17 protein-coding genes are annotated in these 21110 nt (G+C 71.1%); 5 read left to right on the top strand and 12 right to left on the bottom strand.

Annotation, left to right across the window (positions count from 1 at the left end):
* Positions 1-5: 5 nt before the first annotated feature.
* From prcB to arc, 4 genes are all read right to left on the bottom strand, one after another.
* Entirely contained in the window at positions 6-848 is an 843-nt protein-coding gene (gene prcB / locus ACH4E7_RS14660; RefSeq protein ID WP_396249408.1) for a proteasome subunit beta, read from the bottom strand.
* A gap of 161 nt (positions 849-1009) precedes the next feature.
* Entirely contained in the window at positions 1010-1228 is a 219-nt protein-coding gene (locus ACH4E7_RS14655; RefSeq protein WP_030286125.1) for a ubiquitin-like protein Pup, read from the bottom strand.
* 183 nt (positions 1229-1411) lie between these two features.
* The gene (gene dop, locus ACH4E7_RS14650; protein ID WP_396249407.1) at positions 1412-2923 is read right to left on the bottom strand and encodes a depupylase/deamidase Dop; all 1512 of its coding nucleotides are present in this window, start codon (positions 2921-2923) and stop codon (positions 1412-1414) included.
* Between the two features lie 228 nt (positions 2924-3151).
* Positions 3152-4918 (bottom strand): proteasome ATPase, encoded by a 1767-nt coding sequence (gene arc, locus ACH4E7_RS14645; protein WP_396249406.1) that lies wholly within the window; start codon positions 4916-4918, stop codon positions 3152-3154.
* A gap of 285 nt (positions 4919-5203) precedes the next feature.
* Between arc and ACH4E7_RS14640 the strand changes: the two genes are divergently transcribed.
* Complete coding sequence (locus tag ACH4E7_RS14640) at positions 5204-5506, top strand: ferredoxin (RefSeq protein WP_355669943.1); 303 nt, start codon at positions 5204-5206, stop codon at positions 5504-5506.
* Positions 5507-5532: 26 nt separating this feature from the next.
* Here ACH4E7_RS14640 and ACH4E7_RS14635 read toward each other — a convergent pair whose 3' ends face one another.
* From ACH4E7_RS14635 to ACH4E7_RS14625, 3 genes are all read right to left on the bottom strand, one after another.
* Entirely contained in the window at positions 5533-6195 is a 663-nt protein-coding gene (locus tag ACH4E7_RS14635; protein ID WP_396249405.1) for a hypothetical protein, read from the bottom strand.
* 116 nt (positions 6196-6311) lie between these two features.
* The gene (locus ACH4E7_RS14630; protein ID WP_396249404.1) at positions 6312-7271 is read right to left on the bottom strand and encodes a tRNA (adenine-N1)-methyltransferase; all 960 of its coding nucleotides are present in this window, start codon (positions 7269-7271) and stop codon (positions 6312-6314) included.
* Between the two features lie 60 nt (positions 7272-7331).
* On the bottom strand, positions 7332-8543 hold the full coding sequence (locus ACH4E7_RS14625) for a site-2 protease family protein (protein ID WP_396249403.1): 1212 nt from the start codon (positions 8541-8543) through the stop codon (positions 7332-7334).
* A 212-nt stretch (positions 8544-8755) separates the two neighbouring features.
* Here ACH4E7_RS14625 and ACH4E7_RS14620 point away from each other — a divergent pair, with 212 nt between their 5' ends.
* Complete coding sequence (locus tag ACH4E7_RS14620; RefSeq protein WP_396249402.1) at positions 8756-9664, top strand: RecB family exonuclease; 909 nt, start codon at positions 8756-8758, stop codon at positions 9662-9664.
* The gene (locus tag ACH4E7_RS14615) at positions 9665-10336 is read left to right on the top strand and encodes a response regulator transcription factor (protein WP_350523854.1); all 672 of its coding nucleotides are present in this window, start codon (positions 9665-9667) and stop codon (positions 10334-10336) included.
* A gap of 90 nt (positions 10337-10426) precedes the next feature.
* Here ACH4E7_RS14615 and ACH4E7_RS14610 read toward each other — a convergent pair whose 3' ends face one another.
* The 3 genes from ACH4E7_RS14610 to metH form a co-directional block, all read right to left on the bottom strand.
* Positions 10427-12046, bottom strand: a complete 1620-nt coding sequence (locus tag ACH4E7_RS14610) for an ABC transporter substrate-binding protein (protein WP_396249401.1) — start codon at positions 12044-12046, stop codon at positions 10427-10429.
* Positions 12047-12298: 252 nt separating this feature from the next.
* Complete coding sequence (locus tag ACH4E7_RS14605) at positions 12299-13003, bottom strand: HAD family hydrolase (protein ID WP_396249400.1); 705 nt, start codon at positions 13001-13003, stop codon at positions 12299-12301.
* Positions 13004-13157: 154 nt separating this feature from the next.
* Positions 13158-16667 (bottom strand): methionine synthase, encoded by a 3510-nt coding sequence (gene metH, locus ACH4E7_RS14600; RefSeq protein ID WP_396249399.1) that lies wholly within the window; start codon positions 16665-16667, stop codon positions 13158-13160.
* 142 nt (positions 16668-16809) lie between these two features.
* Between metH and ACH4E7_RS14595 the strand changes: the two genes are divergently transcribed.
* A complete protein-coding gene (locus tag ACH4E7_RS14595; RefSeq protein WP_396249398.1) occupies positions 16810-17904 on the top strand; it encodes a hypothetical protein in 1095 nt (364 codons plus the stop codon).
* A 14-nt stretch (positions 17905-17918) separates the two neighbouring features.
* Here ACH4E7_RS14595 and ACH4E7_RS14590 read toward each other — a convergent pair whose 3' ends face one another.
* A complete protein-coding gene (locus ACH4E7_RS14590) occupies positions 17919-18434 on the bottom strand; it encodes an SRPBCC domain-containing protein (protein ID WP_396249397.1) in 516 nt (171 codons plus the stop codon).
* Between the two features lie 355 nt (positions 18435-18789).
* On the opposite strand from ACH4E7_RS14590, the gene ACH4E7_RS14585 reads away from it, so the two are divergent.
* Positions 18790-19743, top strand: coding sequence for a PAC2 family protein (locus tag ACH4E7_RS14585; protein ID WP_396249396.1), 954 nt, complete (start codon positions 18790-18792; stop codon positions 19741-19743).
* A gap of 77 nt (positions 19744-19820) precedes the next feature.
* Here ACH4E7_RS14585 and mshC read toward each other — a convergent pair whose 3' ends face one another.
* Complete coding sequence (gene mshC / locus ACH4E7_RS14580) at positions 19821-21050, bottom strand: cysteine--1-D-myo-inosityl 2-amino-2-deoxy-alpha-D-glucopyranoside ligase (protein WP_396249395.1); 1230 nt, start codon at positions 21048-21050, stop codon at positions 19821-19823.
* Between the last annotated feature and the right edge of the window lie 60 nt (positions 21051-21110).

Genomic DNA, 21110 nt, shown 5'->3' with positions numbered 1-21110 from the left:
GGTGGCTAGATCAGCGGGGCCTGCGGGCCGTTGGGGCGGGCCAGACGCTCGTCGGTGACGGCGACGGCGATCTCGGCGACCTCCGTCTCGGTGAGCCGGCGGAAGCCGTCCTCGGTGATCAGCGAGACGATCGGGAAGATCTTCCGTGCCAGGTCCGGGCCGCCGGTGGCGGAGTCGTCGTCCGCCGCGTCGTAGAGGGCCTGGACGACCAGGGTGGCGGCCTGGTCGGCCGTCAGGTCGTCGCGGTAGAGCTTCTTCATCGAGCCGCGGGCGAAGACCGAGCCCGAGCCGGTGGCGGCGAAGCCGCGCTCCTCGGAGCGCCCGCCGGTGACGTCGTAGTTGAAGATCCGGCCGCGGCCGAGGTTCAGGTCGTAGCCGGCGAACATCGGCACGACCGCGAGGCCCTGCATCGCCATGCCCAGGTTGCCCCGGATCATGGTGGTGAGCCGGTTGGCCTTGCCCTCCAGGGAGAGCGTGGTGCCCTCGATCTTCTCGTAGTGCTCCAGCTCCAGCTGGAACAGCCGGACCATCTCGACCGCGAGGCCCGCGGTGCCGGCGATGCCGACCGCGCTGTACTCGTCGGCCGGGAACACCTTCTCGATGTCGCGCTGGGCGATGACGTTGCCCATGGTCGCCCGGCGGTCACCGGCGATCACCACGCCGCCGTCGAAGACCGCGGCCACGATCGTGGTCCCGTGCGGGGCCTCGACCACGGCGCCCTCGGGGAGCCCGTTGTGGCCGGGGATCAGCTCCGGCCGGTGCTCGGCGAGGAAGTCGAGGAACGAGGACGACCCCGGGGTCAGGAAGGCAGCCGGTAGACGCCCGGTGCCACGAGTGTTGGCTTCCACACGATTCCTTCCAGGTAGCTTGAAGCGCGCGATGCCCGCACCCTACCCGCCGACGATCACTGTCCACGCGTGGAGGGGCCGATGCCGGGCGGCCGGGCGGACGATGCCGCCCGACCGCCACGGACGGTCGCGACCGTGAATTCCCGAATACCGGGGGCGGACTATTGCCCACCCTTCTGAACGAATCCCCGGACGAAATCCTCAGCATTCGACTCGAGAACCTCGTCGATTTCGTCCAGCACCGCGTCGACGTCGTCGCTCAGCTTTTCCTGGCGCTCCTTGAGGTCATCGGAATTCTGGGTTTCCGCGACCTGCTCCTCGACCTCCTCGGAGGAACGGTTTGCCCGCTGCTGGCCGCCGCCGGTGTCCTTGCTCGCCATTTCCCTCACCCCGCTCGAATCGTCTGGCACGGTTTGGTCGGTCGGTCGTTGCCGGTTGACACCGACCCTATACACAAGGTGCGACTACCGCTCCCGGTTTGCCGGTGGCGCTTCCTGTCCAACACCCGCTGCCACCCCGGATGATTCCCATTCGGCGGACGTTCACCCGTTGTGATCGAAAAGTTACCCGCCGGCCAGGACGCGGAGCAGGTCCTCCGCAGTGCGGCAGCGGTCCAGCAGCTCCTTGACGTGGTTGCGGGTGCCGCGCAGCGGCTCCAGCGTGGGCACCCGCTGCAGCGAGTCCCGGCCCGGCAGGTCGAAGATGACCGAATCCCAGGAGGCCGCCGCGACGTGGTCCGCGTACTGCTCCAGGCAACGGCCGCGGAAGTACGCCCTGGTGTCCTCCGGGGGCTTGGAGACGGCCCGCTCGACCTCCTCCTCGGAGACCAGCCGCTCGAACCGGCCGCGGGCCACCAGGCGGTTGTAGAGGCCCTTCTCGGGCCGTACGTCGCTGTACTGGAGGTCGACCAGGTGGAGCCGCGGGTTGTCCCATTCCAGGGCGTCCCGGCTGCGGTAGCCCTCCAGGATCTCCCGCTTGGCGATCCAGTCCAGCTGCCTGGACAGCGACATCGGGTCGCGCTCCAGCCGCCCGAGGACGTCCTCCCAGCGCGTCAGCACGTCCACGGTCTGCTCGTCGGCGTCGGTGCCGAAGCGGTCCTCGACGTACTTGCGGGCCAGCTCGAAGTACTCGAGCTGGAGCTGGACGGCGGTGAGCTTGCGCCCGTTGCGCAGGGTGATCAGGTGCTTGAGGGTCGGGTCGTGGGAGACCCGGTGCAGGGTGCGCACCGGCTGGTCGACGGCGAGGTCGGAGGCGATGAAGGAGTCCTCGATCATCGACAGGACCAGCGAGGTGGTGCCCAGCTTGAGGTAGGTGGAGATTTCCGAGAGGTTGGCGTCCCCGATGATCACGTGTAGCCGGCGGTACTTCTCGGCGTCGGCGTGCGGTTCGTCCCGGGTGTTGATGATCGGCCGCTTGAGGGTGGTCTCCAGGCCGACCTCGACCTCGAAGTAGTCCGCCCGCTGGCTGATCTGGAAGCCGTGCGCCGAACCGTCCTGGCCGATGCCGACCCGGCCCGCGCCGGTGACCACCTGGCGGGAGACGAAGAACGGGGTGAGGTGGCGGACGATGTCGGCGAACGGCGTCGCCCGCTTCATCAGGTAGTTCTCGTGGGTGCCGTAGGAGGCGCCCTTGTTGTCGGTGTTGTTCTTGTACAGGTGGATGTTCTGACCGTTGGGCAGTTCCAGCGCGCGCTGCGCGGCGGCCGCCATGATCCGCTCGCCGGCCTTGTCCCACAGCACGCCGTCGCGCGGGTTGGTCACCTCGGGCGAGCTGTACTCGGGGTGCGCGTGGTCCACGTAGAACCGGGCCCCGTTGGTGAGGATCACGTTGGCGAGGCCGATGTCCTCGTCGGTCAGCTGGCTGGCGTCCGCCACCTCGCGCGCGAGGTCGAAGCCCCGCGCGTCGCGCAGCGGGTTCTCCTCCTCGAAGTCCCAGCGGGCCCGCCGTGCCCGGTGCATCGCCGCCGCGTACGCGTTGACGATCTGGGACGAGGTGAGCATGGCGTTGGCGTTGGGGTGCCCGGGCACGGAGATCCCGTACTCGGTCTCGATGCCCATCACGCGCCGTACGGTCATGCGGCCCTCCTTGCCCGGTGCGCCGCCCCCGACGGACGGAACACGCTGACGTACCGCTGAACAACACCGACGCCGGCGATCTGCCCGCGGACGGTGGGTCGAGCCTAGAACCCGGCGCCGACCGGCGGGCCCCGAGACGCGCCGTCCGGCTGCGGGGCCGCGAGGCGCCACAGCCGGACGGTGTGCGTACAGCTCCGGGGACCGCTGTCGGCCCGGGTAACCGCGTGTCTACAGGTACTGCCCCGTGTTGGCGACAGTGTCGATGGAGCGACCGGACTCGGCGCCCTGCTTGCCGGTGACCAGCGTGCGGATGAAGACGATCCGCTCGCCCTTCTTGCCGGAGATGCGGGCCCAGTCGTCCGGGTTGGTGGTGTTGGGCAGGTCCTCGTTCTCCTTGAACTCGTCCACGCAGGCGGCGAGCAGGTGGGAGACGCGCAGACCCCGCTGACCGTGGTCGAGGAAGTCCTTGATGGCCATCTTCTTCGCGCGGTCGACGATGTTCTGGATCATCGCGCCGGAGTTGAAGTCCTTGAAGTAGAGGACCTCCTTGTCACCGTTGGCGTAGGTGACCTCCAGGAAGCGGTTCTCCTCGGTCTCGGAGTACATCCGCTCCACGACCGACTGGATCATCGCCGCCACCGTGGCCTCGACGGAGCCGTCGTGCTCCTTGAGGTCGTCCGGGTGGAAGGGCAGCGAGTCCTTGAGATACTTGGAGAAGATGTCCTTCGCGGCCTCGGCGTCCGGGCGCTCGATCTTGATCTTGACGTCCAGGCGGCCGGGCCGCAGGATCGCCGGGTCGATCATGTCCTCGCGGTTCGAGGCGCCGATGACGATGACGTTCTCGAGCCCCTCCACGCCGTCGATCTCGGCGAGCAGCTGCGGGACGATGGTGTTCTCCACGTCCGAGCTGACACCCGAACCGCGGGTGCGGAACAGCGACTCCATCTCGTCGAAGAAGACGATGACGGGCGTGCCCTCGCCCGCCTTCTCCCGGGCCCGCTGGAAGACCAGGCGGATCTGCCGCTCGGTCTCGCCCACGTACTTGTTGAGCAGCTCGGGGCCCTTGATGTTGAGGAAGTAGCTCTTCCCCTGGGGGCGGCCGGTCACCTCGGCGACCTTCTTGGCCAGCGAGTTGGCGACCGCCTTGGCGATCAGCGTCTTGCCGCAGCCGGGCGGGCCGTAGAGCAGCACGCCCTTGGGCGGGCGCAGCTCGTACTCCTTGAAGAGGTCGGCGTGCAGGTAGGGCAGCTCGACCGCGTCGCGGATCTGCTCGATCTGGTTGCTCAGGCCGCCGATCTGGCGGTAGTCGATGTCCGGAACCTCCTCGAGGACCAGCTCCTCGACCTCGGCCTTCGGCACGACCTCGTACACGTAGCCGGAGCGCGGCTCCAGCAGCAGGGCGTCCCCCGCCCGGACGGTGGCCCCGCGCAGCGGTTCCGCGAGGCGCACCACGCGCTCCTCGTCGGTGTGGCCGAGGACCAGGGCCCGCTCGCCGTCCTCCAGGATCTCCTTGAGGGTGACGATCTCGCCGATGCGCTCGAAGGCCATCGCGTCCACGATGTTGAGGGCCTCGTTGAGCATCACTTCCTGGCCGCGCCGCAGCTCGTCCAGGGCGACGTTCGGGCTGACGTTGACGCGGAGCTTGCGCCCGCCGGTGAAGATGTCGGCGGTGTCGTCCTCGTTCGCCTCGAGGAAGGTGCCGAAGCCGGCCGGGGGCTGTGCCAGCCGGTCCACTTCCTCTTTGAGGGCCACGATCTGGTCGCGGGCCTCGCGCAGGGTGGAGGCGAGCCGTTCGTTCTGGGCGGTCACGCCGGCCAGGTTGGTCTGGAGCTCGACGATCCGCTCTTCGAGGATTCTCGAATTGCGCGGCGAGTCGGCGAGCTTGCGGCGCAGCACGGCGATTTCCTGCTCAAGGTACGAGACCTGAGCGGCCTCGTCGGAACCACGAGCGGGCCTGCCGGTGCTGCGGTTGTAGTCGTCATCGTGGGCTGCCACGGTCCTCACCTCCTCCGGGGAGCTGGACGCTTCCAGACCCTACCTGGGACCAGGGGTCCGTAAACCCCTAGATCAAGAAAGATGGAACGGGCGTGTCCGATCTTCGCCCCAGCGTGCTTCCCCTCTGCTAAGGGGATACCCAGCGCGCACCTCTCAAAGCAGGCCAGATGTATCGTCGAGCGAAGCGATATCCGATCGCGACCGCAGTACGGGGTCCGATCGTTGTACGAATGGCGGGATTGCTCCAGGAATAGGGGCGACCCGGGACAGAAACGGCAGGGGACCATGTCGGTGACGGAGCAGACGGCGGCGACCGAGGAGCTGGAGGTGTGGATCGACCAGGATCTGTGCACCGGCGACGGCATCTGCGCCCAGTACGCGCCCGAGGTCTTCGAGCTGGACATCGATGGGCTGGCGTACGTGAAGGGCCCGGACGACGAGCTGCGCCAGCAGCCCGGGGAGACCGCCCCGGTGCCGCTGACGCTTCTTCAGGACGTGGTGGACTCGGCGAAGGAGTGCCCCGGCGACTGCATCCACGTGCGCCGGGTCGCCGACCGGGTCGAGGTGTACGGCCCGGACGCGGAGTGAGGTCGTAGGGCCCGATAGGCCGGGCGTCAGATCTGGCTGACCGGGGCGGCGGTCTGGGAGCGTTCCCAGCCGCCGCCCTTGCGCGTCCAGGTGAGGTCGAGTGAGATGTCGGGCCGGAAGCGCGGCACGTCATCGCTCGAATACCCCTGCGCGTGGCCGGTGATGGCGCCGTCGGAGCGCACCGCGAGCCGGCTCAGGGTGAGGTTCTCGCGCTCGGTCAGCAGGGTGGCGACCACCACCGGGCGCTCGCCGGCGCCGAAGCCGAGCAGGTAGACGGAGTCCGGCGGGGTGCCGGTCTCGGTGGCGCAGTGCGCGGCGACGACCGTGCCCGGCCGTCCGTCACCGAGCCCGGCGGGCACGCTGAGCACCGCCTTGACCGGGAACGGGCCGCAGTCCAGCGGTAGTTGGGCCTTGGCCGGGTCGGGGGCGGCACTCGCGGCGAGGGCCTTGGGCGTGCCGCCGCGGGCGGGCACCGGGGCGCCGGTCGCCGGGGAGGCGGTGAGGGCCGCGGCCACCACCGCGCCGCAGCCGGCCAGGGCGAGGGCCCAGTGCCAGGGGGCGGTGCGCGCGTGCCCGGACCGGGTGCGGCCCTGCGGTGTCTGCTGTCCGGCCGTCGCCGTCGTCCCGACCGCGGTCTCCACCAGGCGTCCCCTCCAGAGCTCCAGGAGCTGGTCTGCGTGAGCGAGCATCGTCCCACACGGTGCCCACGGACTGTCAGCCGGGGAGTCGGAGGACGCGTCGGCCGAGAGAAGGAAGGGGCGGCGCGAGCCGGACGCTCACACCGCCCCTTCTCTCGGGTACGGACTCAGCCCAGGTCGGGCTGCTCGGACTCGGCGTCGCGGGCGGCCTTGCGGGCCGCGACGCGCTCCTGCAGGCTCGGCTCGGGCGCCCCGTTGTCGTAGTCCTCGCCGTACGCGCCCTTGGCCGGACGGCGGCGGCGCAGCGGCGGCTCGACGCCGTCCGCGAGGCGGCGGGCGGTGAGCAGGAATCCGGTGTGGCCGATCATCCGGTGGTCCGGGCGGACGGCCAGGCCCTCCAGGTGCCAGGTGCGGACCATGGTCTCCCAGGCCTGCGGCTCGGTGAAGGTGCCGTGCTCGCGCAGCGCCTCGACGGTCCGCGACATCTGCGTGGTGGTGGCCACGTAGCAGCAGATGAGGCCGCCGGGGACGAGCGCCTTGGAGGCGACGTCCAGGCACTCCCAGGGGGCCAGCATGTCCAGGATGATGCGGTCGACGTCGGTCTCGACCAGGTTGTCCTGGAGGTCGCCGACGGTCAGCTTCCACGCCGGGTGCGGGCCGCCGAAGTAGCGCTCGACGTTGCCCTGGGCGATGTCCGCGAAGTCCTGGCGGCGCTCGTAGGAGGCCAGCATGCCCTGCTCGCCGACGGCGCGCAGTAGGTACATGCTGAGCGCGCCGGAGCCGACGCCGGCCTCGACGACGCGGGCGCCGGCGAAGATGTCGGCCATCGCCAGGATCTGACCCGCATCCTTGGGGTAGATCACGGCGGCGCCGCGCGGCATGGACAGGACGTAGTCGGGGAGCAGGGGGCGCAGCGCGAGGTACGGGACGTTCCCCGTGGTGCGCACGACCGTGCCCTCGGAGGCGCCGATCAGCTCGTCGTGGGGGAACGCACCCTTGTGGGTGTGGAACTGGTTCCCGGCCTGGAGCGTGAACGTGTAGTGGCGACCCTTGGGGTCGGTCAGCTGGACCTGGTCCCCGACCTGGAAGGGCCCGCGTCGGCGGGCGGCACCGGTCGGTTCGGACATGCGCCCAATCCTAAGGGAAGCGGACCGCCCCGCCTCACCGGGCCCCGAGCAGGGTACGAGTCAGCGGCCGGCGACGGCGGCGGTCAGGCGCTGCTCGATGTCCGTGAGCGCGGCCACGCCGTACACCCGGCCGTCCGCCTCGACCACCAGGTACTCCCCCGCCGGGGTGGCCTGGATGGCCCGCAGCAGCGCCTCGCCGCGCAGGTCGGCGTCCAGCCGCAGCCCGGGTTCGAGGTCGCGGGCGAGCGGGCCGACGGCCACCCACGGGCGGCGGTGCTCGGGTACGGCCCGTACCGCGGACTCGCGGACGATGGCGATCGGCTCGCCCCGGCCGTCCACCACGACCACCGCGCCGGCCTGGGCCTCCCGGGCGCGGCGCATCGCCTCGCCGAGCGGGGTGTCGGCGGTGACCTCGACGGCCCGGCGGGCGAAGTCGCGCAGCCGCAGCTCGGGCAACACCTCCTTGAGCCGGGCGTTGCGCAGGCTGCCGGTGGCGCCGTTCCAGATGATCGCGGCCAGCACGGCGGCCAGCACCGCGTCCACCAGGGTGTCGGTGGTGGTGCGCTCGACCCCGCGGGAGGCGCTGACCAGCGGCAGGCCGACCAGCACGGCGATCGCCAGCGCCCGGCCGACCCAGGCGGCGACCACCGTGCCGGTCATCGGCTTGCCGCTGACCGCCCACACCACGGCGCGCAGCATCCGGCCGCCGTCCAGCGGCAGCCCGGGCAGCAGGTTGAAGGCCGCGACCACCAGGTTGGAGACCATCAGGCCGGTCAGCAGCACCCCGGGCACGGTGGACAGCTCGACGGCGCGCAGCGCGAAGTAGAAGACCCCGCCGAGGACCAGCGAGAGCAGCGGACCGACGAAGGCCAGCCAGAACTCCCGCCAGGGGGTCTCGGCCTCGTTCTCGATCTCGGAGACGCCCCCGAAGAACTGCAGCTGGATCCGCCGCACCCCGAGCCGGTAGCGCAGCGCGACCAGGGTGTGGGCCAGCTCGTGCACCAGCACGGAGGCGTAGAAGGCGACCGCGAAGAAGAAGGCGAGCAGGTAGCGGACGCCGCTGCCGAGCTCGGGCAGGACGTCGCCGAGCTGGCCGCCGAACACCCAGGTGATCAGGGCGGCGATGACGAACCAGGAGGGGGTGACGTAGATGGGCACGCCGAAGGGGCGCCCCATCAGGAGACCGCCGCCGCGCTCCGGCGGCTGCCCGCCCGGGCGTCCGCCGTCCTGCGGTGGCTGGTCGGAGGTCTGTTGCCCCCTGGTGTCGCTCACCGTGTTCCCTTCGGTCGTCCCACCGTCGTGCCCCCGGTGCGCCCACGCTACGTGATCGCGGCCCTCCGGCGCCGCGCGCCCCTCTGTCAGCCTTCATACCCACTGGACCGGCCCTGGACCGAACCCGGACCGGACCCGGACCGGACCCGCGTCGGTGGGTGTGGCAGCACGGTGGCAGCGGGATGACAGCAAAGGGCAATAGGGTCGTAGCCATGCAGCAGACCGACACCAGCAGTGCCGCCGGAGTCCCGGCGCGCCCGGCGGCACCCCCGACCGGGCTGTCCCCGTCCCGCGCGGGGGACTTCCTCACCTGTCCCCTGCTGTACCGGCTGCGGGTGATCGACCGGCTGCCGGAGCCGCCGAGCGCGGCGGCGACCCGGGGCACGCTGGTGCACGCGGTGCTGGAGCGGCTGTTCGACAGCCCGGCGGCCGAGCGGACGCCGGAGCGGGCGCTGGGCCTGCTGCGCCCGCAGTGGGAGCGACTGCTGGGCGAGCGCCCGGAGCTGGGCTCGCTGTTCCCGGAGGACCCGGACGGCGCGGCGCTCACCCGCTGGCTGGCGGACGCCGAGAAGCTGGTCGGCCAGTGGTTCCGGCTGGAGGACCCGACCCGGCTGCACCCGGTGGAGCGCGAGCTCTACGTGGAGACGGCCCTGGAGTCGGGGCTGCTGCTGCGCGGCTACATCGACCGGGTGGACGTCGCCCCGACCGGTGAGGTCCGGCTGGTGGACTACAAGACCGGCCGGGCGCCCTCGCGGGACTTCGAGGGCAAGGCGATGTTCCAGATGAAGTTCTACGCACTGGTGGTGTGGCGCTGGAAGGGTGTGGTCCCCAAGCGCCTCCAGCTGGTCTACCTCGGCGGGGGCGGGGACGTGGTCAGCTACGACCCGGACCAGGCCGACCTGCTCGCGGTGGAGCGCAAGCTGCAGGCGCTGTGGGAGCGGATCAGCCACGCGGTGGCCACCGGGGACTTCCCGGCCACCCGCAACCGCCTCTGCGACTGGTGCGACCACCAGGCCAACTGCCCGGAGTTCGGCGGCACCCCGCCGCCGTACCCGCTGCCGCTGGCACGTACGTCGGATGAGAACGATCCCACGGGGGATCCGATGAGCAAGGAGTCCTAAGTGACGATCCGAGTGCTGCTGGTCGACGACCAGCCGCTGCTGCGCACCGGTTTCCGGATGATCCTGGAGGCCGAGTCCGACCTGGTGGTGGTCGGGGAGGCCGGCGACGGTCAGCAGGCGCTGGACCAGGTGCGGGCGCTGCAGCCCGACGTGGTGCTGATGGACATCCGGATGCCGCGGATGGACGGCGTCGAGGCGACCCGCCGGATCGCCGGTCCGGGTCGGGACGGCCCGGCCAAGGTGCTGGTGCTGACCACCTTCGACCTGGACGAGTACGTGGTGGAGGCGCTGCGCGCGGGTGCCAGCGGTTTCCTGTTGAAGGACGTCCCGGCGGAGGAGCTGGTGCAGGCGATCCGGGTGGTCGCGGACGGCGCGGCGATGCTGGCGCCGAGCATCACCCGCCGGCTGCTGGACATGTACGCCACCAAGCTGCCCTCGGGTGACGAGGCGCCGCCGCAGGCGCTGAGCGCGCTGACCGAGCGGGAGTTGGAGGTGTTGAAGCTGGTGGCGCGCGGGCTGTCGAACGCGGAGATCGCGGCCGAGCTGTTCGTCAGCGAGACGACGGTGAAGACCCATGTCGGCCATGTGCTGACCAAGCTCCAGCTGCGCGACCGGGTGCAGGCGGCGGTGTACGCCTACGAGAGCGGGCTGGTGCGGCCCGGCACCCTGTAACGCCCCGCGGCGGCACGGAGGAACACGACGGCGGCCCGTCCGCTCCCCCTCGGTTCGAGGGGGAGCGGACGGGCCGCTGCGCGCGGTGCGCTACTTGTTGTTGCGGCCGATCTCCCAGAAGCGGAAGACGCCGGTGGAGTCGACGGTCGACTCGACGCCGGTGACGTACGACTTCGCGACGTAGAACGCCTTGTTCTGGAACAGCGGGATCATCGGCACGTTGTCGACGAGGACGCTCTGGACCTGGTTGTAGGTCGCGACCGCGGCGCCGCGGTCGGCCTGCTTGAGCCCCTCCGGGAGCAGCTTCTGGCTGACCCGCTGGTCCTCCCAGCCGGTGTGGAAGATGCTGTCGCCGGTGACCAGCGGGCCGATGTAGTTGTCCGGGTCCGGGTAGTCGGCGGACCAACCGACCAGGTACGCCTGGTACTTGCCCTCGCTCCAACCCTTCTGGTAAGCGGCCGGGTCGGACTCCACCTGGCCCGTCACCTGGAAGAGGCCGCCGGCCTCCAGCTGCTTCTTCAGCGTGTCGATCTCGGCGTTGCCGGTGCGCGAACGCCCCGAGGTGAGGGTGAGCTTGACCGGCAGGGGGACCTTGGCGGCGGTGAGGTACGCCTTGGCCTTGTTGACGTCCTGGTCGAGGTACTTGTCGTAGAAGGCGGTGTTGTGGCCGGTGACGCCGGTCGGGACCATCGAGTACAGCGGCTGGACGGTACGCGCGAAGACGTCGCGGGCGAGCGCCTTCCGGTCGATCAGCTGGGCCACGGCCTGACGGACCGCGACGTTGCCGGTGGTCGCGTCCTTGGTGTTGAAGGCGATGGAGTTGGTGTCCGAGCTCTCACCCTCGACGACGTTGAGGTCGCTCTTGCCACCCTGCTGGTCGGCGAGGAGCTGGGCCGCGGTGTTGGGCTCCAGACTGTTGTCGACGAGGTCGACAGCCCCCTTGTCCAGCGCGTCCTTCAGGTCGGTGGGCTTGTCGAAGTAGCGCACGGTGAACTTGTTGTTCTGCAGCTTGGCGTCGCCGGCGTACTTGTCGTTGGGGGTCAGGACGACCTTGGAGAGGACCTTGGCGCCGCCGCCCTCGGGGGTCATGGTCTCGATCGAGTCGAACTTGTACGGGCCGGAACCGACGATCTTGTCGTTGTCCAGCAGCTTGTCGGCCGGGAAGACCTGGTGGTCCACGATGGCGCCGGCCGGGGTCGCCAGCTTGGCCGGCAGGGTCGCGTCGGCCGTGGACAGCTGGAAGACCACCTCGTTGTCGCCCTTGGCCTCGACCGACTTGATCGTGTCCAGCAGGCCGGCCGGGCCGTTCGGGTCCTTGATCTTCTTGGTGCGCTCGATCGAGTACACGACGTCGGCGGCGGTGAGCGGGTGGCCGTTGGAGAACTTCTGATCGGGGCGGAGCACGCAGTGGTACTGGGTGGCGTCACTGCTGGTGAACTCGCAGGACTTCGCGGCGTCCGGGACCGGGGCGCTGGCGGCGGCGGGGAAGCTGAGCAGCGACTGGTGGGTGTTGCGCAGCACCAGCCACGAGCTGGAGTCGTAGGCGCCGGCCGGGTCCAGGACGCTGGTGAGCCCCCGGGTGCCCATGGTGATCGATTTGCCGCCGCCGTCCCCCTTGACGGCGTCGGTGACCGATCCGCAGCCGGCTACCGTCACGGCGACCAGACCGGCACAGCCGAGTACTGCCAGGCGTTCAGCTGAAGTCTTCACGGGAGCGTCCTTCTCGGTGGCACGAACCCGAGTAGCGTGCCATATCGAACACGTACGACCGATACCCGCGCAGATGACGTTTGGGACACGGTGGTTCGGGGCATCACGGCGCGCTCGACGAGTTGTCTGTCAATGCCCGTTTTCTCCCCAGGCGACCACCGGCGACGGACCCACCAGGCCCCCTACCCGCGAGTAGCTGCCGGCCGCAATGAGATGACAATCACATCGCTAGGGCTCGCCCCCCGAGCCCGTTCACACCCGCGAGGCGACCAGCGAGCGCAGCAGTTCGAGGTCCACCTGCTCCAGCGAGGGCAGCACCAGCCGCCCGGGGGCCGACTCGATCGGCGCCACCGAGGGCACCGCGATCACCGGGCAGCCGGCCGCCTCGCCCGCCCGCACCCCGGTCGGGGTGTCCTCGACGACCACACAGCGGGCAGGCTCCGCGCCCAGCCGGCGGGCCGCCTCCAGGTACGGGTCCGGGAAGGGCTTGGTGCGCGGCACCTCGTCCCCGCCGATGGTGAAGGCGAAGCGTTCGGCGCCCAGCGAGCGCAGCACGATGTCGATCACGTGCCGGTGCGAGGCGGACACCAGGGCGGCCGGGACGCCGTGCGCGGCAAGGGTGTTGAGCAGCCGCTCGGCGCCCGGCATCAGCGGCACGCCGCCGGCCAGCAGGTCGACGAAGCGCTGGTTGACCAGCACCCCCAGGTCGGCCGGGGCGATGTCCACCCCGGTCCGGGCGACCAGGTAGTCCATCACCCGGGTCATCGGGCCGCCGACCACATGGGCGCGGTCCCGCTCGTCCAGCTGGTGGCCCAGCTCGGCGAAGAGCGTGACCTCGGCCTGCCACCAGAAGTCCTCGGTGTCCACCAGCGTGCCGTCCATGTCCAGCAGCACCGCCTGCAGGCCGCGGTCGTCCCCGTGGTCGAGCGCCAGGGCGGCGGTGGAGCTGGCGGTCATGGCGGGTCCTTCCGTCGGGTACCCCGCGGAACGTCCCGGGACGTCCCGCGGGGATGGCACAGGCCGGCCCGCTGGTGAGCGGACCGGCCCGTTCAGGATCATCAAGGATACGCCCGGTTCGCCGGAAAAGAGCGAACGGAGAGGGACGTGTGGATTACCGCGCGTTGAAGTACTTCGCCTCCGGGTGGTGGATCACGATCGCGTCGGTGGACTGCTCCGGGTGCAGCTGGAACTCCTCGGAGAGCACCACGCCGATCCGCTCGGGCTTCAGCAGCTCGGCGATCTTGGCGCGGTCCTCCAGCTCGGGGCAGGCCCCGTAGCCGAGCGAGAAGCGGGCGCCCCGGTACTTGAGCGCGAACATGTCCTTGACGTCCTGCGGGTCCTCACCGGAGAAGCCCAGCTCGTAGCGGACCCGGGCGTGCCAGAACTCGGCCAGCGCCTCGGCCAGCTGCACCGAGAGGCCATGCAGCTCCAGGTAGTCGCGGTAGGAGTTCCCGGCGAACAGCTCGTTGGCCGCCTCCGAGATCCGGTTGCCCATGGTAACCACCTGCAGGCCGACCACGTCCCGCACGCCGGACTCCTCCGGGCGGAAGAAGTCCGCCAGGCAGAGCCGGCGGCCGCGGCGCTGGCGGGGGAAGGTGAAGCGGGTCCGCTCGGTGCCGTCCTCGTGGAAGACGATCAGGTCGTCGCCCTTGGAGTTGGCCGGGTAGTAGCCGTAGACCACGGCCGCCTCCAGCCAGCCCTCGGTCTGCAGCCGGTCCAGCCAAGCCCGCAGCCGCGGCCGGCCCTCGGTCTCCACCAGCTCCTCGTAGGACGGGCCGTCGCCGTTGCGCGAGGCCTTCAGCCCCCACTGGCCCTTGAACAGCGCGTCCTCGTCCAGCCAGGAGGCGTAGTCGGCGAACGGGATGCCCTTGACGATCCGGTCGCCCCAGAACGGCGGGGTGGGCACGGTGTTGTCGACGGTGACGTCGGAGCGGATCTGGCCGAGGTTGACCTCGGGCTCCGGCTCCTCCACCTCGACCCGGGCGTGCCGGCGCTGCTTGAGCTCCGGCAGGGTCGCGCCGGGCACACCGCGCTTGACCGCGATCAGCGCGTCCATCAGCCGCAGTCCCTCGAAGGCGTCCCGGGCGTAGCGGACCTCGCCCTCGTACACCTCGTGCAGGTCCTGCTCGACGTAGGCGCGGGTGAGGGCGGCGCCGCCGAGGATCACCGGGTAGGACGAGGCCAGCTTGCGCTGGTTCAGCTCCTCCAGGTTCTCCTTCATGATCACCGTGGACTTCACCAGCAGGCCGGACATGCCGATCACGTCCGCGCTGTGCTCCTGCGCGGCGTCCAGGATCGCCGAGACCGGCTGTTTGATGCCCAGGTTGATCACGTTGTAGCCGTTGTTCGACAGGATGATGTCGACCAGGTTCTTGCCGATGTCGTGGACGTCACCCTTGACGGTGGCCAGCACGATGGTGCCCTTGCCCTCGCTGTCGGACTTCTCCATGTGCGGCTCCAGGTGGGCCACCGCGGTCTTCATCACCTCCGCGGACTGGAGCACGAACGGCAGCTGCATCTGGCCGGAGCCGAAGAGCTCGCCGACCACCTTCATGCCGGCCAGCAGGGTGTCGTTGATGATCTCCAGCGCCGGGCGCTCGGCCAGCGCCTCGTCGAGGTCGGCCTCCAGACCGGCCCGCTCGCCGTCGATGATCCGGCGCTGCAGCCGCTCCTCCAGCGGGAGCGCTGCCAGCTCCTCGGCCTTGGAGGCCTTGACCGAGGCGGCGGAGACGCCCTCGAAAAGCTCCAGCAGGCGCTGCAGCGGGTCGTAGCCGTCCCGGCGGCGGTCGTAGACCAGGTCGAGGGCGGCCTCGCGCTGGTCCTCGGGGATCCGGGAGATCGGCAGGATCTTGGAGGCGTGCACGATCGCCGAGTCCAGGCCGGCCTCCACGCACTCGTGCAGGAAGACCGAGTTGAGCACCACGCGGGCGGCCGGGTTGAGGCCGAAGGAGATGTTGGACAGGCCGAGGGTGGTCTGCACCTTCGGACGGCGGCGCTTGAGCTCGCGGATCGCCTCGATGGTCTCGATGCCGTCCCGGCGGGACTCCTCCTGGCCGGTGGCCAGGGTGAAGGTGAGGCAGTCGACCAGGATCGCACCCTCGTCGATGCCGTAGTCGGCGGTGAGTTCGGCGATCAGCCGCTCGGCGATCTCGACCTTCTTGTCGGCGGTGCGGGCCTGGCCCTCCTCGTCGATGGTCAGCGCGATCAGGCCGGCGCCGTGCTCCCGGGCCAACGAGGCGATCTTGCCGAAGCGCGAGTCGGGGGCGTTGCCGTCCTCGTAATTCACCGAGTTGAGCACCGCGCGGCCGCCGAGCGCCTCCAGGCCGGCCCGCAGCACGGGCGGCTCGGTGGAGTCCAGCACGATCGGCAGGGTCGAGGCGGTGGCCAGCCGGCCCGCGATCTCCTTCATGTCGGCGACGCCGTCGCGGCCGACGTAGTCCACGCACAGGTCCAGCAGGTGGGAGCCGTCCCGGATCTGGTCGCGGGCGATCTCCACGCAGGCCTGCCAGTCACCGGCCAGCATCGACTCGCGGAACTTCTTCGAGCCGTTGGCGTTGGTGCGCTCGCCGATCGCCAGGTACGAGGTGTCCTGGCGGAACGGCACCGCCTGGTAGAGCGAGGCGGCCGAGGGCTCCGGCCGCGGATCGCGCGGGGCGATCGGGCGGCCCTGGACCCGCTCGACCACCTGGCGCAGGTGCTCGGGGGTGGTGCCGCAGCAGCCGCCGACCAGCGAGAGGCCGTACTCGCGGGTGAAGACGTCGTGCGCCTCGGCCAGCTCGGCCGGGGAGAGCGGGTAGTGGGCGCCGTCCTTGCCGAGCACCGGCAGACCCGCGTTCGGCATGCAGGACAGGCCGATCCGGGCGTTCTTCGCCAGGTAGCGCAGGTGCTCGCTCATCTCGGCCGGGCCGGTGGCGCAGTTCAGGCCGATGTAGTCGACGCCGAGCGGCTCCAGCGCGGTCAGCGCGGCGCCGATCTCGGAGCCCAGCAGCATGGTGCCGGTGGTCTCCACGGTCACCTGCACCAGCACGGGCAGGTCCAGTCCGGCCTCGGCCAGGGCGCGCTTGGAGCCGAGGATCGCCGCCTTGGTCTGCAGCAGGTCCTGGCTGGTCTCCACCAGCAGCGCGTCGGCGCCGCCGGCGATCAGGCCGGCCGCGTTCTGCTGGAAGCCGTCGCGCAGCGTCTCGTACGGGGCGTGGCCGAGGGTCGGCAGCTTGGTGCCGGGGCCGATCGAGCCCAGCACCCAGCGGGTGCGGCCGTCGGCGGCGTGGGCGTCGGCCACCTCGCGGGCGATCCGGGCACCGGCCTCAGACAGCTCGAAGATGCGGTCGGAGATCTCGTACTCGCCCAGCGCGGCGAAGTTGGCGCCGAAGGTGTTGGTCTCGACGCAGTCCACGCCCACCCCGAAGTAGGCCTCGTGGACGGAGCGGACGATGTCGGGCCGGGTGATGTTGAGGACCTCGTTGCAGCCTTCGAGGTTCTGGAAGTCCTCCAGCGTGGGGTCCTGTGCCTGGAGCATGGTGCCCATCGCACCGTCGGCGACCACCACCCGGGTGGCAAGCGCTTCACGCAGCGCGTCAGCGCGGCTCTGTTGAGTGATGGACGGTTCGGCTGCAGTGGCCATGGGGCTTCTCCCTGGTGCGACGGCTGTCGGCTTTGCGAGCCCGCTTGGTCGGGCCCGCACCCGGCCAGCGTATCCGGCCGTCGGCCCGACCTGCGGGCCCATTCCGTATCCTGAGCGCTCGGCTCGAGGGGGGATCAAGCGCGTGACCAGGTTCCGCACCACCGCACGACACATCGGCCGGGCCCTGGCGGCCCCACTGCGGGCACTGCGCGACCGGTGGAGACGCTGGTCCCGGTGGCGCCGGGCCCTGCTGGCGCTGGGGCTGGTGGTGGCGATACCGGTCGCCGCGCTGGGCACGGTCCTCGTCTCGATCCGACTGCACTACTCGGGTGAACCGTCCGCCGAGGCCCGCACCCGCGGCCGGGACGCCGTCTGGCTCGGCCACGCCTGGGTGGACGGCCGCAAGACCGAGGCGGACGTCGAGGCACTGGCCCGACAGCTGGCCGGAACCGGCGTGCACGACCTCTACGTCCACACCGGCCCGCTGGAGCACGACGGCTCACTGCCGCCGTCCGTCCACCCCAAGGCCCGCTGGTTCACCGAGACCGCGCACCGGGTGTTGCCGGGCGTCCGGCTGCAGGGCTGGCTGGGCGACGAGGTCAAGCCGGAGAGGGACGGCCTGGACCTGGACGACGCGCCCACCCGGGACCGGATCACCGCCTCGGCCGGCCAGGTGCTGGACCAGGGCTTCGACGGCGTGCACTTCGACATGGAGCCGATCCACCCCGGCACGGCCGGCTGGCTGGCTCTGCTCGACCAGGTCCACCCGGTGACGGCGGCGCGCGGCACCAAGCTCTCGGTGGCGGCCCCGCAGATCGACCCGGTCCCCGGCCTGCACACCGCCGGCATCCTGCTCACCGACCACGGCAAGTGGTGGGACCAGGCCTACTTCCGGGAGACCGCCCGCCGGGTCGACCAGATCGCGGTGATGACCTACGACACCTCGATGCCGACCGAGCCGCTGTTCGGCGGCTACGTCGCACTGCAGACCGAACTGGCGCTGAAGGCCACCCCCTCGAACGTCGACCTGCTGATGGGCCTGCCGTTCTTCTGGGACGACAAGTGGGGCCACCGGGGTGCCGCGGAGACCGTCCCGGCGGCGGTCCGGGGCGTCCGACTGGGCCTGGGCCGCCAGGACCCGCAGCGGGCCGGCTTCGGCGTCGCGCTGTACGTGGACTTCGCCTCGACGCCCGAGCACTGGGCGGCGTACCGGAGCGGCTGGGTGGACGTCTCGTAGTCCCGGGGCGCGCCCTATGCGGCCATCCGGTGGGCCAGGGCGCCCAGGTAGCGGTGGACGGTGGCGTCCTCGCCGGTCAGGTAGTGCCCGACCGCCCGGTACACCGGCTTGCGGACCTCGCCGCGCTCGGTGACGGTCAGCGAGCAGCCGGGCCCGGCCGGGGTCAGCACATACGTCCAGGTGCCGCCGTACGGCAGGTCCGGGTCGGCGATGCCGGTCACCAGGCGGTGCGGGGCCTCGCTGGCCACCACCTCGTAGGTGGTGTGCCCGTGCCGGCCGTACTCGCGCCAGCGCGGGCGGCCGCCGGCCCCGGCGGGCAGTCGCTCGACATGGGTGAGGTCGGGGCGCCAGGCCGGGAAGAGTTCGATGTCGGTCAGCACGTCCCAGACCGCGCCGGGCGCCTGGGCGAGCTCCAGACCGCCCTCGGCGATGTGCTCCACCGGCAGCCGGCGCCCGGCCCGGTCCGCCGTCAGCAGCGCGACCCCGGCCAGCGCCGCCACGCCCGCGCCGATCCACAGCCATCGGTTCATCGGTCCGCCCCTTCCGCCCGGTCCCCTGCTCCTCATCATCGCGCCCCCGAGCCCGACGGGCACTCCGTCGCACTGCGTCGCAGGTCGGGCACCGTCCGTCCGCACCGGGCCGACTGACGCACCGTCAGCCGGCGACGCCCGGATATCCGCTGGATCGCGGCCGTCCGCTCCCCCAGACTGTCCCGGTGCCCGGCCGCCATGCGCATCAAAGCCCGTAGGCTGGGCAGGTAGGGACCATGGGGCGACGCGCTCCATGGGAGACGAGAGGTTCGACAGGCGGCAGCCGGCCCGTCGGCGCCCCGGCAGGCCAGCCGGAGCGGTGCCGGTCCGACCGCCGACCGGAGGGAGACACTGGGTGATCGAGCTGGAAGATGTTCCCGAGTTGATCGACCCGGTGATGGTCTGCGCCTTCGAGGGGTGGAACGACGCGGGCGACGCCGCCTCCGCGGCTCTGGCGCATCTGGACGACACCTGGGGCGGCAAGGTGTTCGCCGCCCTGGACGCGGAGGACTACTACGACTTCCAGGTCAACCGGCCCACCATCTGGCTGGACGGCGGCATCCGACGGATCACCTGGCCGACCACCCGGCTGTCGGTGATCCGGGTGACCGAGCCGGTGACCCGGGACGTGGTGCTGGTCCGCGGCATCGAGCCGAGCATGCGCTGGCGCTCGTTCTGCAACGAGCTGCTCGGCTTCGCGCACGAGCTGGGCGTCGAGCTGGTGGTGATCCTGGGCGCGCTGCTCGGTGACACCCCGCACAGCCGCCCGGTCCCGGTCAGTGGGGTCACCTCCGATCCCGAGCTGGCCCGCCGACTGGACCTGGAGGAGAGCCGGTACGAGGGCCCGACCGGGATCGTCGGGGTGCTCCAGGAGGCCTGCACCCACGCCGGGGTGCCCGCCGTGACGCTCTGGGCGGCGGTGCCGCACTACGTCGCGCAGCCGCCCAACCCCAAGGCCACCCTGGCGCTGATCAACAAGCTGGAGGACCTGCTGGACCTGCGCATCCCGCCGGGCGAGCTCGGCGAGGACGCCCGGGCCTGGCAGTTGGGCGTGGACCAGCTGGCCGCCGAGGACAGCGAGGTGGCCGAGTACGTCCAGCAGCTGGAGGAGGCGCAGGACACCGCGGAGCTGCCGGAGGCCTCCGGGGACGCCATCGCGCGCGAGTTCGAGCGCTATCTGCGCCGCCGGGAGAACGTCGGTCCGACCGGCGAGAAGCCGGTGTCCGGACACGCGACGGCCGAGCGGCCGGCCGAGCCGGAGGCGCCGGGCGCGACCCGGGAGAGCCAGGACGGGCCCGAGGAGGAGTAGCCCTCCTCGGGGCCACCGGAGCACCGGTACGCCGAAGGGGCGTCAGGACGCCTGGTCCTGACGCCCCTTCGCGGTACTCAGAGCGCGACGCCGAGAAGGGCGTCCACGGTGCGGGTGACCAGGCCGGGCGCGCCGGCGTCGGTGCCGCCCTCGCCCTCCTGCTGCGCGGCCCAGCGGTCCACCGCGGCCAGCGCGGCGGGCGCGTCCAGGTCGTTCGCGAGCGCGGTGCGGACCTCGGCGAGCAGCTGCTCGGCCGACGGGCCGTCCGGGCGGGAGACCGCGGCCCGCCAGCGGGCGAGGCGCTCCACGGCCTCGTCCAGGGTGCCCTTGGTCCACTCCCAGTCCGCGCGGTAGTGGTGCGAGAGCAGCGCCAGGCGGATCGCCGCCGGGTCGACGCCCTCGCGGCGCAGGGCGGAGACGAAGACCAGGTTGCCGCGGGACTTGGACATCTTCTGGCCGTCCAGCGCGACCATGCCGGCGTGCACGTACGCCTTGGCGTACGGGTGGGAGCCGGTGGCGACCTGGGCGTGCGCGGCGCCCATCTCGTGGTGCGGGAAGGACAGGTCGCTGCCGCCGCCCTGGAGGTCGAAGGTCATGCCCAAGTACTGCAACGCGATCGCCACGCACTCGATGTGCCAGCCGGGGCGGCCGTGGCCGAGCTCGGTGTCCCAGGCGGGCTCGCCCGGGCGGGCGGCCAGCCAGAGCAGGGCGTCCAGCGGGTTGCGCTTGCCGGGGCGGTCCGGGTCGCCGCCGCGCTCGGCGAACACCGGGCGCATGGCCTCCCGGGTGAGGCCGGAGACCTCGCCGAAGTGCGGGTCGGAGTCGACCGAGAAGTAGATGTCCTCGTCCACCTTGTAGGCGGCGCCGGAGGCCAGCAGCTTCTGGACGATCGGAACGATCCACGGGATCGACTCGACGGCGCCGATGTAGTGGGCCGGCGGCAGCAGCCGCAGGGCGGTCATGTCCTCGCGGAACAGGGCCGTCTCGCGCTCGGCCAGGGCCACCCAGTCCTGGCCGGTCTCGACCGCGCGCTGGAGCAGCGGGTCGTCCACGTCGGTCACGTTCTGGATGTAGAGGACGTCGTGGCCGGCGTCCTTCCAGACGCGCTGCACCAGGTCGAACGCGTTGTAGGTGGCGGCGTGACCCATGTGGGTCGCGTCGTAGGGAGTGATGCCGCAGACGTAGATCCGGGCGGTGCCGTCCTGCGGCACGACCTCCCGGACCTTGCCCGCTGCGGTGTCGAAGATACGAAGGGGAAGCCCCTGACCAGGCAGGGCGGGAACCTCGGAGGCGGGCCAGGCATGCATGGGATCGACTTTAACCTTGAGAACATTTGAAAGCCTAACCAGTAACAAAGATCGACTGGA

Origin of the sequence: Kitasatospora sp. NPDC018058, assembly GCF_044327205.1 — a bacterium.
Taxonomy (GTDB): domain Bacteria; phylum Actinomycetota; class Actinomycetes; order Streptomycetales; family Streptomycetaceae; genus Kitasatospora.
This window is presented reverse-complemented; position numbering and strand designations above follow the sequence as displayed.